Below are 15,194 nucleotides of genomic sequence, written 5' to 3'. Positions count from 1 at the left end.
GTTTCTGCTCGACCTCCCTTACTTATTCCATATCGTCATCATCGGAGTAATCGTCCTCCGAATCAGAAAAATCATCGCTGTCGTCGGCAACGGCCAGATCATCGTCGTCGCTGCCTTCCTTGAGGGTGTAGCCCGCGGCGGCAAAGTCGGACTCCCCACCGGCGTTGTAGCCGTAGAAGTCGTCGTCATCGTCGCGGAACTTGCCGGGCTGGTAGGTATCCTCGTCGTCGTCCTTCAGCTCGATCTCGTTGCCCTGGTCGTCCAGCACCTTCATATCCAGGCACAGGGACTGCAGCTCCTTAACCAGAACCTTGAAGGACTCAGGCACGCCGGGCTTGGGCACGTTGTGGCCCTTGACGATAGACTCGTAGGTGCGCACACGGCCGGTGACGTCGTCGGACTTGACGGTGAGGATCTCCTGCAGGGTGTAGGCGGCGCCATAAGCCTCCAGGGCCCACACCTCCATTTCGCCGAAGCGCTGGCCGCCGAACTGGGCCTTGCCGCCCAGAGGCTGCTGGGTGACCAGGGAGTAGGGGCCGGTGGAACGGGCGTGGATCTTATCGTCAACCAGGTGGTGCAGCTTGAGGAAGTAGACGTAGCCCACGGTGACGGGGTTGTCGAACCGCTCGCCGGTGCGGCCGTCGTACAGCCAGCTCTTGCCGTCGGGGCGCAGACCAGCCATCTTCAGGGTCTCGGCGATGTCCTTCTCGTCGGCGCCGTTGAAGACGGGGGTGGCCACCTTCCAGCCCAGGGTCTTGGCGGCGTAGCCCAGATGGACCTCCAGCACCTGACCGATGTTCATACGGGAAGGCACGCCCAGGGGGTTCAACACGATGTCCAGAGGAGTGCCGTCGGGCAGGAAGGGCATATCCTCCTGGGGCAGGATGCGGGACACAACACCCTTGTTACCGTGACGGCCGGCCATCTTGTCGCCCACGGAGATCTTACGCTTCTGGGCGATATAGACGCGGACCACCATGTTGACGCCGGGGGAGAGCTCGTCGCCCGCCTCGCGGGTAAAGACCTTCACGTCCACGATGATGCCGCTCTCGCCGTGAGGCACCTTCAGGGAGGTGTCACGGACCTCGCGGGCCTTCTCACCGAAGATGGCGCGCAGCAGGCGCTCCTCGGCGGTGAGGTCGGTCTCGCCCTTGGGGGTGACCTTGCCCACCAGGATGTCGCCGGCACGGACCTCGGCGCCCACCCGGATGATGCCGCGCTCGTCCAGATCCTTCAGGGCGTCGTCGCCCACGTTGGGGATGTCCCGGGTGATCTCCTCGGGACCCAGCTTGGTGTCGCGGGACTCGGTCTCGTACTCCTCGATGTGGATGGAGGTGAACACGTCCTCCTTCACCATGCGCTCGTTGAGCAGGATGGCGTCCTCGTAGTTGTAACCTTCCCAGGTCATAAAGCCCATGAGGATGTTCTTGCCCAGGGCGATCTCGCCGTTGGAGGTGGAGGGGCCGTCCGCGATGACCTCGCCCTTCTCCACCCGCTGGCCGGCGTTGACAATGGGACGCTGGTTGATGCAGGTGCCGTGGTTGGAGCGCAGGTACTTGGTCAGCTTGTACTCCTCCACACGGCCGCTGTCATAGCGAACGGTGACGTACTGAGCAGACACCTTGGTGACCACGCCGTCTTCCTCGGCCAGAATGGCGACCTCAGAGTCGATGCAGTTCTTGTGCTCCTGACCGGTGGCCACGATGGGGGCCTGGGTGGTCAGCAGAGGCACGGCCTGACGCTGCATGTTGGCGCCCATCAGAGCACGGTTGGCGTCGTCGTTCTCCAGGAAGGGGATCATGGCGGTAGCGATGGAGAACATCATCTTGGGGGACACGTCCATGTAGTCCACCTGATCCCGGTCCACATCGATGATCTCGTTGCGGTGACGGCAGGTGATACGGGCGTTCTTCAGACAGCCGTTCTCGTCCAGAGGCTCGGTGGCCTGGGCGATGGTGAACTCGTCCTCCATGTCGGCGGTCATATACTCCACCTGGTCGGTGACCTTGCCGGTGGCCTTATCCACCTTGCGGTAGGGAGCCTCGATGAAGCCGTAGCGGTTGATGCGGGCGTAGGAGGCCAGGTAGGAGATCAGGCCGATGTTGGGACCTTCGGGGGTCTCAATGGGGCACAGACGGCCGTAGTGGGAGTAGTGAACGTCTCGCACATCGAAGGAGGCACGGTCACGGGACAGACCGCCGGGGCCCAGAGCGGACATACGGCGCTTGTGGGTCAGCTCGGCCAGGGGGTTGGTCTGGTCCATGAACTGGCTCAGGGGGGAGGAACCGAAGAACTCCTTGATCGCGGCGGTAACGGGACGGATGTTGATCAGGGACTGGGGGGTGACGATGTCCAGGTCCTGAATGGTCATGCGCTCCCGGATGACGCGCTCCATGCGGGAGAAGCCGATGCGGAACTGGTTCTGCAGCAGCTCGCCCACGCAGCGCAGACGACGGTTGCCCAGGTGGTCAATGTCGTCGGCGTTGCCCACGCCATGGGCCAGGCAGTTCAGGTAGTTGATGGACGCCATGATGTCGTCCACAATGATGTGCTTGGGGATCAGGTCGTCGATGCGGTCCTTGACAGCCTCTTTCAGCTCCTCGCCGGAGTAGTTCTGCAGCAGCTCCTGGAGGACGGAGAAGCGCACCTTTTCGGTGACGCCGCACTGGGCGGGGTCAAAGTCCACAAAGCCGGCCATATCCACCATGTTGTTGGAGAACACCTTCAGCTGAACGCCGCCGTCCAGGTCCAGCACGGCCTCGTTGACGCCCTTGGCCTCCAGCTCCCGGGCCTGCTCACGGGTGAGCACCACGCCGGGCTCGGCCAGGATCTCGCCGGTGGTGGGGTCCACGATGGGCATGGCCAGCTTCTGGCCGGACAGGCGGGACCAGATGGCCAGCTTCTTGTTGAACTTGTAGCGGCCCACGGCGGACAGGTCGTACCGGCGGGGGTCGAAGAAGAGGGCGTTGAGCAGGCTCTCGGCGGAGTCCACCGTGGGGGGCTCGCCGGGGCGCAGCTTGCGGTAGATCTCCAGCAGGGCCTCCTCATAGGTCTTGCAGGCGTCCTTCTCCAGGGTGGCCACAATGCGGGGATCGTTGCCGAACAGCTCCAGAATCTCGGAGTCGGTCTTGGGACCCACGGCCCGGATCAGGCAGGTGATGGGCAGCTTGCGGTTCTTATCGATACGGACATAGAAGATTTCGCTGAGATCGGTCTCATACTCCAGCCAGGCGCCGCGGTAAGGAATGACGGTGGTGGCGTACACCACGTTGCCGGTCTTATCCTCGGTGCGGGCATAATAGATGCCGGGGGAACGGACGATCTGGGAGACGATGACGCGCTCGGCGCCGTTGATGACAAAGGTACCGGCCTTGGTCATCAGGGGGAAATCTCCCATGAAGATCTCCTGCTCCTTCATCTCGTCGGTCTCTTTGTTGCGCAGGCGCACCCAGACCTTGATAGGAGCGGCGTACGTGGCGTCCCGGGCCTTGCATTCCTCCACGTTGTACTTGGGAGGCTCATCCATGGAGTAGTCGATGAAGGAGAGCTCCAGATTGCCGGCGTAGTCGGTAATGGAGGCCACATCCTTAAAGACTTCACGCAGGCCTGTCTCCAGGAACCACTTGTAGGAGTTCTTCTGCACCTCCAGCAGGTTGGGCATTTCCAGGATCTCTTCATGGCGGGCGAAGCTTTTGCGGAGGGTCTTGCCGAAGTAGACGTCCTTGACCATCGTAGAAAAAACACCTCGATTTCATTGTCTGGAACCGCCGCCTCAGGGGGGCGATTCCGGCGAAGGTTGCTGCTTTCCGTCAAATCATACAAAAGGGGCGGTGGGGCACCGGACGCGAACGCCCGGGTGCGTGGATAAAAATATTCTGATATCCTCTTGCGCTTTCCGCCCTGCTGTGTTAAACTGACCACACAGTGGAGCAGAATGTTCTGACGCAATCGGAAGTTAAGAGCGTTTTAGTATACCATGAAATCATAGGAAAAGTCAACGGCTGTTTGGTGAAAATCTGGAGAAATCCAGATTTTTTTCATGTCTGCGGCAGGATGGAGGAGAGCAGGATGCAGGACAGAGAGGTGGCGGAACAGATCGCGGATGTGATCCGCCTGTGTGAGGACACGGATGGACTGCTCATCGCCAACCGGGACGGTATAGTGGAGTTTCAGCGGATTTTTCTGGACAACTACTGGCGTTCCGGTGAGACGGTGGGGCTGCATATCTTTGAATTGTATCCTGAACTGGACGAGGAGAGCAGCACCATCATCCAGGCACTGAGAACCGGAAAGCCTTCTTATAATGTATTGCAGGACATCAATAACCGCCGGGGCGAGCGGGTGCTGCTGGAGTCCACCACCATCCCCATCGTGGTGGACGGACAGGTGGCGTGCGTCATTGACTCCTCCAAGTTCCACTCCATCGATCAGCGGGTTATCCGGGGGGAGGGAGGCATTTCCACCCTGGACCGCATCATCACCCAGGACCCGGCTATGTTGGCCCTGAAGAAACGCATCCGGGACGTGGCGCCCCTGGATTCCTCCGTGCTCATTTACGGCGAGACGGGCACCGGCAAGGAACTGGTGGCAGAGTCCCTCCACAGCGAGGGACGGCGTTCCGGCAGGCCCTTTGTCTCCCAGAACTGTGCGGCCATTCCGGCCAATTTGCTGGAGAGCCTGTTCTTCGGTACCGAAAAGGGCTGCTATACCGGCGCCCTGACCCGGAAAGGTCTGCTGGAGGAGGCCGACGGAGGCACGCTGTTTCTGGATGAGATCAACTCCATGGAGATCGGCCTCCAGGCTAAATTATTAAAGGTATTGGAGGAGAAGAAGGTCCGCCGCCTGGGCGGCAGCCGGGACATCCCCTTTGATGTGCGTATCGTGGCGGCTGTCAACGAGGAGCCTGCCAAGCTGATCCGGGAACACCGGCTGCGGGAGGACCTGTATTACCGCCTTGGTGTGGTGCGAATTACGCTGCCTCCCCTGCGGAAGCGGGTGGGAGATATTCCGCTGCTCATTCGCTATTTTATCGACCAGTATAATCGAAAGATGAAGCGCAGCGTCCGGGGGATCAGTGATCAGGCCCTCCGCCGGCTGGAACGGTACAGCTGGCCCGGAAACGTGCGGGAGCTGCAGAATGTCATCGAGGGGGCCTTTGCTTCCGCACGTTCCGAGCTGCTGGTGCTGGACCACATGGAGGACGCCCTGGAGTATCAGGAGGTATCCCTGGCGGAAGAGAGCCGGGAGGGAGATATTGACCCGGGCTTTTCACTGACCAAGGCGCTGGAACAGTATGAAAGGGAGCTGCTGCACAAGGCTATGGAACAATCCTCCTCCATCTCGCAGGCTGCCCGTCTGCTGGGCCTGTCCAGACAGAACCTGAAATATAAACTGCAAAAATATAACCTGTAAAAAATTTTGCATCCGCAAAAAATTTTGCCTGCAATAAGGGAGACTCTTCCCATAAAGCGCAGCAAGGACCGCCCCGTTTGTCGGCGGAAAGAGGAGCAGAAGCCCTTCTTTCTGCATGAAAAGACAAATAGGGCGGTCTTTTTGTACTCTGACCTCCGGTTGGCACGGAATTTGCTCCTTGTGAAAGAGGAAACAGACTGAATGGGAAGAAAGGAAGATCGATATGCGAACCCTTCGCTATAACGGAACGATTCTTTCGATGGATCAGACCATAAGCCGATATGAGGCCATTGGTGTTCAAGATGGGAAAATTGTGTTTTTGGGGACAAATCAGGAGGCGCTGACCCAGCGATGGGATGAGAAAAAGGACCTTAACGGCGCCTGTGTGCTGCCTGGCTTTAACGATACCCATATGCACCTGCTCCACTATGCCATGTTCCGCCGGAATGTGCCTCTGCTGGGCGTTAAAAACATCGATGAAGTGGTGGCGCGTTGTAAGGCCCGGATTGAGACGGAGCATCCCGGTTACCTCATCGGCATGGGCTGGAATCAGGAGACTATGGAAGAGGGACGGCTGCTGACGAAAGAGGACATGGACCGCATCTCCACCGAGATCCCGGTGTGTATGCTGCGGACCTGCATCCATATCGCCGCCTGCAATACGGTGATGCTGGAGAAGATTCGTGCCCTGAAAAATGTGGAGCCCGAGGTGATGGCTCTGGTGGATTTTGAGCACGGTATCCTGCGGGAGAACGCCGCCCGCCTCTACATGGACGTGCTGCCCCAGGCGGACGACGCCTATGTGCGTCAGCTGATCCGGGAAGGGCAAAAGGAGCTGAATGCCGCCGGCATCACCTGTATCCACTCCGACGATCTGATGGCTATCGCCGGTATGGACCCCATCCGCCTCATCGGTATTTTCCGGGAGATGGAGGCCGACGGGGAACTGACCGTGCGGGTGTATGAACAGTGCCTGGTGGAGCCGGAGGACTTTGAACGGCTCAGGGGCGTGCGCAGCGACCCGGATGACCGGGACAGTCTCTTCCGTACCGGACCACGGAAGCTGCTCCAGGATGGTTCTCTGGGCGCCAAGTCCGCCGAGATGATAGACGGATATGTGGATGACCGGGAGAACCACGGTATTCCTATTTATACAGAAGAGGAGTTGTGCAGCCGCATCCGGGCGGCCCACGATATCCACATGGACGTGGCGGTCCACGCCATTGGCGACCTGGCCCTGAAAAAGGTGTGTGACGCCATGGAGAAAGCGGAGCAGGCCAATCCCTGGACGGATCACCGCCACGGCATCGTCCACGCCCAGACCACCACCCCCGCCCTGCTGGAGCGGATGAAGGAACTGGGTCTACAGGCCTATATCCAGCCCATCTTCATCGACGCCGATATGAACATCATTGCCGAGCGGGTGGGAGAGGAGCACGCCCGGGACTGCTACAACTGGAAGGCCATGCTGGACCTGGGCCTGCACGTCAGCGGCGGTTCCGACTGCCCGGTGGAGCCCTTCAACGTGCTGGATAATATGCGCGCCGCCATCACCCGGCAGAACCGGGCTGGCACCAAGACCTATCTGCCCGAGCAGGCTCTCACCGTGGAGCAGGCCATTCGGCTCTTTACCTCGGATGCCGCCTGGCCCAGCCGGGACGAGGGGGTGCGTGGTACCCTGGAGGTGGGCAAGCAGGCCGACCTGGTGGTGCTGGATCAGGATCTGTTTGAGGTCCAGCCCAGCCGCTTCCCCCAGGTGAAGGTATTGGAGACCGTGCTCAACGGCGTCACAGTCTATCAGGCGTAACGCGGTGCTCCGCGTGGACCATAGAAAGGAGAGCTCCCTATGAACGAGATGCTGGAAAAGGCCCGTGCTATTGAGAAGCAGATCATCGCCGACCGGCGCTGTCTGCATCAGATCCCCGAGGTGGGCGTGTATACCCCCAAAACGGCGGAATATGTGAAGAAACGGCTGGACGAGATGGGCATACCCCATCATGACTGCGGCATCCACACCAAGGAGGAGCGGGAGAAGATGGTATTCGCCGGTTATCCCGACGCCCCCGAATCCACCGGCGTGGTGGGACTCATCGGCAAGGACGGTCCCTGTATCCTGCTGCGGGCTGATATGGACGGCCTGCCCATGGAGGAGACCACCGGCCTGGAGTTTGCATCCAAGGGCAACACCGCCCATATGTGCGGCCATGATGCCCACGCCGCCATGCTGCTGGGCGCCGCTCAGATCCTGAAGGATATGGAGGACGAGCTGCCCGGCACCGTGAAGCTGATGTTCCAGCCCGGTGAGGAGATGGGCTACGGTTCCCGCACCATGGTGGACGACGGCCTGCTGGAGAACCCCAAGGTGGACGCCGCCATGGCGCTCCATGTAGGTTCCCAGGTGGAAGTCGGCAAGCTGAACTACTCTCCCGGCGTGGCCTCCGGAGCCATGGCCACCTTTATTGTCAGCATCCAGGGCAAGGGCGGCCACTCCTCCGAGCCCCAAAAGACCATCGACCCGGTGAACATTGCCACTCAGGTGTGCTCCGCCCTCAATATGCTCATTCCCCGGGAGGTGGACCCGGAGGCCTTTGCCACCATGACGGTAGGCGCCCTCAACGGCGGCCGGGCCTCCAACATCATCCCTGATACTGCGGAGATCATGGTGTCCTTCCGCACCCTCAGCCCGGAGGCCTACGACCATCTGATTGAGCGCATTCCTGAGATCCTGGAACACTACATCAAGGCCTGGCGGGGCACCTATGAGGTGCGGGTACTTAAGACCCCCAGCACCGTGTGCGACCCCAACTTCTCCGCGGAGATCGTTCCCTTCGCCGCTGAGATCCTGGGCGCGGAGAATGTGAAACCGGTGCCCCCCATGAAGGGGGCCGAGGACTTCGGCCATGTGACCCGCCATGTGCCCGGATTCTATGCCTTTATGGGGGCGGGCTCTCCTGACGGCTATCCGCTGCATAACCCCAACATGGTACTGGATGAGAGCGCCTTTGCCCTCGGAACCGCTATCCTGGCCAACTGCGCCGTAAAGTGGCTGAAAAAGAAGACACAAGGTTAAATGGAGCGTGCTGCGAGAGACCGGCAAGACAAGAGGAGGATAATATGTTATGGGAAACACATTAAATAAGAAGAGGGGCTTCAGTATGCCCCATGTGTATATTGTCATTCTGATCCTGATGCTCATCATTACGGCGTTGACTTACATCATCCCCGCCGGTTCCTACGTCCGGGACGCCAGCGGTACGGTGGACCCCAACAGCTTCAGTTTTGTGGAACAGACCCCGGTGGGCTTTTTGCAGTTCTTCACTGCCCTCCACCAGGGCTTTGTGGAGAGCGCCAGCATCATTGGAGCCGTACTGCTCATCAGCGGCTGTATCCAGATCATCAATAAGACCGGCGCCTTTTCCGCCGGTATTCAGTCCCTGATCCGGATCAGCGGCCGGGGCGGACTGGTCATGGTGATCATCTTCTTTACCCTGTTTACCGCCCTGGGTGTCATCGGTTATCTGGACGCCCTCTATCCTTTCTATCCGATCATTATCTCCCTGTTTATCACTTTGGGCTATGACAAGATGGTGGGTACCGCCATCATCCTGCTCTCCACCGCTGTAGGCTTTACCTGCGGCATGGTCAACCCCTACACCACCGGTGTGGCCCAGACCCTGGTGGGACTGCCCATGTACTCCGGCATTGCGTTCCGGGCAGTGGGCCTGGCGGTCTTTTTCGTCATTGCTCTGTTCTTCCTGGTCCGCTACTGCATCAAGATCAAGAAGGATCCCAAAAACAGCATCATGGGCGAGAACTACCTCCAGGAGCAGACTGCCCCCATGGAGTTTGAAGCGGGCCTGAAGTTTACCAAGGGCCGGATTGTCATTATCCTGGCCTTCCTGGCCACCATTGTGTTCTCCGTGGTGGGTTCTCTCCTGTGGATGTGGGGCCTGCCTGAGATTACTGCCTGCTATTTCCCGGTCACCATCTTGGGCATCATCCTGTCCCGCATAGATCTGACCGAGGCCTGCACTGAGTTCGGCAAGGGCATGGCCGGCGTCATTGCCCCCACCATGGTCATCGGCTTCAGCCGTGCCGTGTCTGTCCTGCTCACGGAGGGCAACATTACCGACACGATTATCCACGGTGTCTCCGGCCTGCTGGAGGGCAAGAGTCCCGTCATCACCCTGCTCATCATCTACGCCTTTGTCACCCTGTTCAACTTCTTTGTTTCTTCCGGCAGCGGCAAGGCTGTGGTTATGATGCCCATCCTCCAGCCTCTGGGGCAGGTGTTGGGTATCAACCAGCAGGTGATGGTACTGGCTTACCAGTACGGTGATGGATTCACCAACACTTTCTGGCCTACCGCCTCTCTGCTTCAGCTCTCCCTGTGCGGCATGGATTACGGCCACTGGTTCAAGTTTGCCTGGAAGATCTATGCCTGTCTGATTACCGCCGGCTTTATCCTGGTGGTGGTTGCAAATCAGATCGGCTACGGGCCCTTCTGAGTTTTCCTGAGACGTCCGGAAAAGGGGCGGCGCACCGGCCGGTGCGCCGCCCCTCGGCATTCCGACGGGAAACGCCCCGAAACTGTTGGAAAATCCAGTGATTTTCTGATTGACTTACATTTTGGGGTATGATATAATCCGGAATTGCGCAGGTGTGCCTGCCAAAGGGGAAAAACGGTGAAAAAACCGCGAATCTCCGTGATTTCAAGGAACGGGAGGCTTACCGATGCTTACCCAACTCAAGCAGGGCACCAAAGTGGTGGGAGTCAAGCAGACCCGACGTGCCATTGACAAGGGGCTTGCCGCCCGTGTTTTTCTCGCCCAGGACGCTGATCCGGCGCTCACCGGTCCGGTGGAGACGCTGTGCGCCGAAAAGGGTGTGCCTGTGGAAAAGGTGGCGCAGATGAAAGAGCTGGGCTCCGCCTGCGGCATCGCCGTGGGCAGCGCCGTAGCCGCGCTGCTGCACTGATTTTGGTTTTAACGGTATAATTTTTGATTATTCCGTTAAAATATATTTCTCAGAAACAAAGAAAGGAGGAAAACCATGCCTACGTTTAACCAGCTCGTTCGCAAGGGACGCGAGGCCGTGACCTACAAGTCCAATTCTCCTGCTATGCAGAAGGGCCTGAACACCCTGAAGAACCGCGAGACCGACCTGCCTTCTCCCCAGAAGAGAGGTGTGTGCACCGCTGTTCGTACCTCCACCCCGAAGAAGCCTAACTCCGCTCTCCGTAAGATCGCCCGTGTGCGTCTGACCAACGGCTACGAAGTGACCGCTTATATTCCCGGTGTTGGCCACAACCTGCAGGAGCACTCCGTGGTCATGATCCGCGGCGGCCGTGTTAAGGACCTGCCCGGCGTTCGTTACCACATCATCCGCGGCACTCTGGATGCCCAGGGCGTTGCCAACCGTATGCAGGGCCGTTCCAAGTACGGCGCCAAGCGGCCCAAGGCCGGCAAGAAGTAATTTTAGCGATTACTTCCGATCGCGCTGCAAGCTTGCAGCAACATGAAATGAACTAACGCGCAATCGCGCAAGGCAGTTGTCCTTGCAGAGGCGCTTCCTATACAATAGGGGCGTTTTCCTGTGAGGCACTGGACAAGCAGGCACTTGTCTTACACGGGGGCGTTTGAAACGCCTTCGAGTACCTATGAAATCATACTATGAAGGAGGGAAGCAAAGTGCCCAGAAGAGGAAACGTACCCAAGCGGGAGGTTCTGCCCGATCCTATCTACAATTCCGTCCTGGTGACCAAGCTGGTCAACAGCATCATGCTGGACGGTAAGAAGGGCGTGGCCCAGAAGGTGGTCTACGGAGCTTTCGATATCATCAAGGAGAAGACCGATAAGGATCCCCTGGACGTGTTCACCACCGCTCTGGAGAACATCATGCCGTCCCTGGAGGTCAAGGCCCGCCGCGTGGGCGGCGCCACCTACCAGGTGCCCATCGAGGTTCGGCCCGAGCGCCGTCAGACCCTGGGTCTGCGGTGGCTCACCAACTACTCCCGCAGCCGCAGCGAGAAGACCATGAAGGAGCGCCTGGCCGGCGAGATCATGGATGCCTCCAACAACCTTGGCTCCGCAGTCAAGAAGCGTGAGGACACCCACAAGATGGCCGAGTCCAACAAGGCGTTCGCTCACTATCGCTGGTAAGGAGTTAGAGTATGCCTAGGAAAGTTACCTTAGAGAATACCAGAAATATCGGCATCATGGCTCACATCGATGCCGGTAAGACCACTACCACCGAGCGCATCCTCTACTACACCGGTGTTAACTACAAGATCGGTGAGACCCATGATGGTACCGCCACCATGGACTGGATGGCTCAGGAGCAGGAGCGCGGCATCACCATCACTTCCGCTGCTACCACCTGTTACTGGAAGGGGTCTAAGAACCAGTTCCCCCAGACCCGTATCAACATCATCGACACCCCGGGCCACGTGGACTTCACCGTAGAGGTGGAGCGCTCCCTGCGCGTGCTGGACGGTTCCGTGACCGTCATGTGCGCCAAGGGCGGCGTTGAGCCTCAGTCCGAGACCGTGTGGCGTCAGGCCGACCACTACAAGGTCCCCCGCATGATCTACGTCAACAAGATGGACATCATGGGCGCTGACTTCTACAACGTGCTCCGCATGATCCACGACCGCCTGAAGTGTAACGCCGTGCCCATCCAGCTCCCCATTGGCTCCGAGGATACCTTCAAGGGTATCATCGACCTGGTGGAGATGGACGCCGACATCTACTACGATGAGCTGGGCAAGGATATGCGCGTGGAGGAGATCCCCGCCGACATGATGGAGCTGGCTCAGGAGTACCGCACCAAGCTGGTGGACGCCTGCGCCGACATCGATGACGAGATCATGGAGCTGGCTCTGGAGGAGAAGCCCATCCCCGAGGATATGCTGCGCCGCGCTCTGCGTAAGGGTACCATCGAGAACCTGCTGGTTCCCGTGACCTGCGGTACCTCTTACCGCAACAAGGGCGTGCAGAAGCTGCTGGATGCCATCGTGGACTTCATGCCCTCTCCTCTGGACATCCCCGCCATCAAGGGCACCAACCCCGAGACCGACGAAGAGGACGAGCGTCCCGCCGACGACAACGCCCCCTTCTCCGCTCTGGCGTTCAAGATCATGACCGACCCCTATGTGGGCCGTCTGTCCTTCTTCCGTGTGTACTCCGGTAAGCTCACCACCGGCTCTTCCGTGCTCAACAGCACCAAGAACCAGAAGGAGCGTATGGGCCGCATCCTGCAGATGCACGCCAACCACCGTGAGGACATCGAGGAGGTTTTCTCCGGCGATATCGCCGCCGCCGTGGGCCTGAAGAATACCACCACCGGCGACACCCTGTGCGATGAGAAGGCTCCTATCATTCTGGAGTCCATGGAGTTCCCCGATCCCGTGATCCGCGTGGCCATCGAGCCCAAGACCAAGGCTGGTCAGGAGAAGATGGGCCTGGCGCTGGTGAAGCTGGCTGAAGAGGACCCCACCTTCCGTACCTGGACTGACGAGGAGACTGGTCAGACCATCATCGCTGGTATGGGTGAGCTCCACTTGGAGATCATCGTGGACCGTCTGCTCCGCGAGTTCAAGGTGGAGGCCAACGTTGGCGCTCCCCAGGTCGCCTACAAGGAGACCATCAAGAAGTCTGTCGAGCAGGACACCAAGTATGCCCGTCAGTCCGGCGGTAAGGGCCAGTACGGTCACGTCCGCATCACCATCGAGCCCAACGAGCCCGGCAAGGGCTATGAGTTCCTCAACGAGATCACCGGCGGCGTCATCCCCAAGGAGTATATCCCCGCGGTGGACGCCGGTATCCAGGGCGCCATGCAGGCGGGTATTCTGGCCGGTTATCCCGTGGTGGACGTGAAGGTCCACCTGACCTTCGGTTCTTACCACGAGGTCGACTCCTCTGAAATGGCGTTTAAGATCGCCGGCTCCATGGCCTTCAAGGAGGCCATGCGCAAGGCCAACCCGGTCCTGCTGGAGCCCGTGATGAAGGTCTCCGTCATCGTGCCCGACGAGTATCTGGGCAACGTCATCGGCGACCTGACCAGCCGCCGCGGCATGATCCAGGGCCAGGAGAGCCGTCCCGGCGCCACTCAGGTGGACGCTCTGGTGCCTCTGGCCAGTATGTTCGGCTACGCCACTGACCTGCGTTCCTCCACTCAGGGCCGCGGCCAGTACTCCATGGAGCCCCACAGCTATGTGGAGATTCCCAAGAGCATTGCCGAGAAGATCATTGCCGAGCGGGGCCGCAAGGACGACTAATTTTCGTTCCGAGGCAATTCCCGCAACAAAAGTATTGCTTTTTATTCTGCAATGCTATACAATATTTTCGCATTTATGTGGAAATGACCCTATCCCAACTTGAGTAATTAAGGAGGACACTTAAAATGGCTAAGGCTAAATTTGAGCGTACCAAGCCCCATGTCAACATTGGCACCATCGGCCACGTTGACCACGGCAAGACCACTCTGACCGCTGCTATCACCAAGTATCTGGCTCTGAAGGGTCAGGCCCAGTACGAGGACTACTCCAGCATCGATAAGGCTCCCGAGGAGCGCGAGCGCGGCATCACCATCAACACTGCCCACGTGGAGTACGAGACCGACAAGCGTCACTATGCCCACGTTGACTGCCCGGGCCACGCTGACTATATCAAGAACATGATCACCGGCGCTGCTCAGATGGACGGTGCTATCCTGGTTATCGCCGCCACCGACGGCCCCATGGCTCAGACCCGTGAGCACATCCTGCTGGCCCGTCAGGTGGGCGTGCCCGCCATCGTGGTCTTCCTGAACAAGTGCGATCAGGTTGACGACGAGGAGCTGCTGGAGCTGGTGGAGATGGAGGTCCGCGAGGTCCTGACCAAGTACGAGTTCCCCGGCGACGACATCCCCATCATCAAGGGCTCCGCCCTGAACGCTCTGACCTGCGAGTCCGGCGACCCCAACGATCCCGACTTCGCCTGCATCAAGGAGCTGATGGACGCTGTCGACGATTATATCCCCACTCCCGCCCGTAACGATGATCTGCCCTTCCTGATGCCCGTTGAGGACGTCTTCACCATCACCGGCCGTGGCACCGTTGCTACCGGTCGTGTGGAGCGCGGCATCATCAAGATGAACGAGGAAGTCGAGATCGTTGGCCTGACCGACGAGAAGAAGAAGACCGTCGTCACCGGCATCGAGATGTTCCGCAAGCTGCTGGACTACGCCGAGGCTGGCGACAACATCGGCACCCTGCTGCGCGGTATTGCCAAGACCGACATCGAGCGTGGCCAGGTTCTGTGTAAGCCCGGCTCCATTCACCCCCACACCAAGTTCGTGGGCCAGGTGTACGTCCTGAGCAAGGACGAGGGCGGCCGTCACACCCCCTTCTTCAACAACTATCGTCCTCAGTTCTACTTCCGTACCACCGACGTTACCGGCGTCATCACTCTGCCCGAGGGCACCGAGATGTGTATGCCTGGCGATAACGTGGACATGAAGGTCGAGCTGATCACCCCCATCGCCATCGAGAAGGGCCTGCGTTTCGCTATCCGTGAGGGTGGCCGCACCGTGGGTTCCGGCGTTGTTATCGACATCGAGGAGTAATTCTCCTTTTGCAAGAAGACCTGCCGCAAGGCAGGTCTTCTGCATTTAAGAGACTGTCCGCCCGAAGGAAAAGCGCTGTTATCGACATCGAGGAGTAATCTACTCCTTTGAGGAAAGAGCCAGCTTTTAGCTGGCTCTTTCCTTTTTTCAATTAGGAGGGTGTCCGCCCGAAGGAA

Annotated in this window: 10 protein-coding genes; 9 read left to right on the top strand and 1 reads right to left on the bottom strand. The window is 59.2% G+C overall.

Annotation, left to right across the window (positions count from 1 at the left end):
- Window positions 1-22: 22 nt before the first annotated feature.
- Window positions 23-3,730: a DNA-directed RNA polymerase subunit beta gene (rpoB, locus tag B5E56_RS02330; RefSeq protein WP_087388285.1), complete on the bottom strand. Its 3,708-nt coding sequence runs from the start codon at window positions 3,728-3,730 to the stop codon at window positions 23-25.
- A gap of 338 nt (window positions 3,731-4,068) precedes the next feature.
- On the opposite strand from rpoB, the gene B5E56_RS02325 reads away from it, so the two are divergent.
- From B5E56_RS02325 to tuf, 9 genes are all read left to right on the top strand, one after another.
- Window positions 4,069-5,412 (top strand): sigma-54 interaction domain-containing protein, encoded by a 1,344-nt coding sequence (locus B5E56_RS02325; RefSeq protein WP_087388284.1) that lies wholly within the window; start codon window positions 4,069-4,071, stop codon window positions 5,410-5,412.
- Between the two features lie 223 nt (window positions 5,413-5,635).
- Window positions 5,636-7,219: an amidohydrolase gene (locus B5E56_RS02320; protein ID WP_087388282.1), complete on the top strand. Its 1,584-nt coding sequence runs from the start codon at window positions 5,636-5,638 to the stop codon at window positions 7,217-7,219.
- A 39-nt stretch (window positions 7,220-7,258) separates the two neighbouring features.
- A complete protein-coding gene (locus tag B5E56_RS02315; protein ID WP_242958741.1) occupies window positions 7,259-8,482 on the top strand; it encodes a M20 metallopeptidase family protein in 1,224 nt (407 codons plus the stop codon).
- 85 nt (window positions 8,483-8,567) lie between these two features.
- Window positions 8,568-9,920: a YfcC family protein gene (locus tag B5E56_RS02310; RefSeq protein ID WP_158098642.1), complete on the top strand. Its 1,353-nt coding sequence runs from the start codon at window positions 8,568-8,570 to the stop codon at window positions 9,918-9,920.
- A gap of 226 nt (window positions 9,921-10,146) precedes the next feature.
- On the top strand, window positions 10,147-10,389 hold the full coding sequence (locus B5E56_RS02305) for a ribosomal L7Ae/L30e/S12e/Gadd45 family protein (RefSeq protein WP_087388278.1): 243 nt from the start codon (window positions 10,147-10,149) through the stop codon (window positions 10,387-10,389).
- Between the two features lie 75 nt (window positions 10,390-10,464).
- Complete coding sequence (rpsL, locus tag B5E56_RS02300; protein ID WP_087187743.1) at window positions 10,465-10,887, top strand: 30S ribosomal protein S12; 423 nt, start codon at window positions 10,465-10,467, stop codon at window positions 10,885-10,887.
- 215 nt (window positions 10,888-11,102) lie between these two features.
- Window positions 11,103-11,573 (top strand): 30S ribosomal protein S7, encoded by a 471-nt coding sequence (gene rpsG / locus B5E56_RS02295; RefSeq protein WP_191435189.1) that lies wholly within the window; start codon window positions 11,103-11,105, stop codon window positions 11,571-11,573.
- A gap of 11 nt (window positions 11,574-11,584) precedes the next feature.
- On the top strand, window positions 11,585-13,690 hold the full coding sequence (gene fusA / locus B5E56_RS02290; RefSeq protein WP_087388276.1) for an elongation factor G: 2,106 nt from the start codon (window positions 11,585-11,587) through the stop codon (window positions 13,688-13,690).
- A 125-nt stretch (window positions 13,691-13,815) separates the two neighbouring features.
- A complete protein-coding gene (tuf, locus tag B5E56_RS02285) occupies window positions 13,816-15,018 on the top strand; it encodes an elongation factor Tu (RefSeq protein ID WP_087388274.1) in 1,203 nt (400 codons plus the stop codon).
- Window positions 15,019-15,194: the final 176 nt, after the last annotated feature.

The sequence above is a fragment of the Flavonifractor sp. An112 genome, assembly GCF_002161085.1.
Lineage (GTDB): Bacteria > Bacillota > Clostridia > Oscillospirales > Oscillospiraceae > Flavonifractor > Flavonifractor avicola.
Note: the sequence above shows the minus strand (reverse complement) of the source record. Positions and strands in the feature narration are given on the sequence as shown.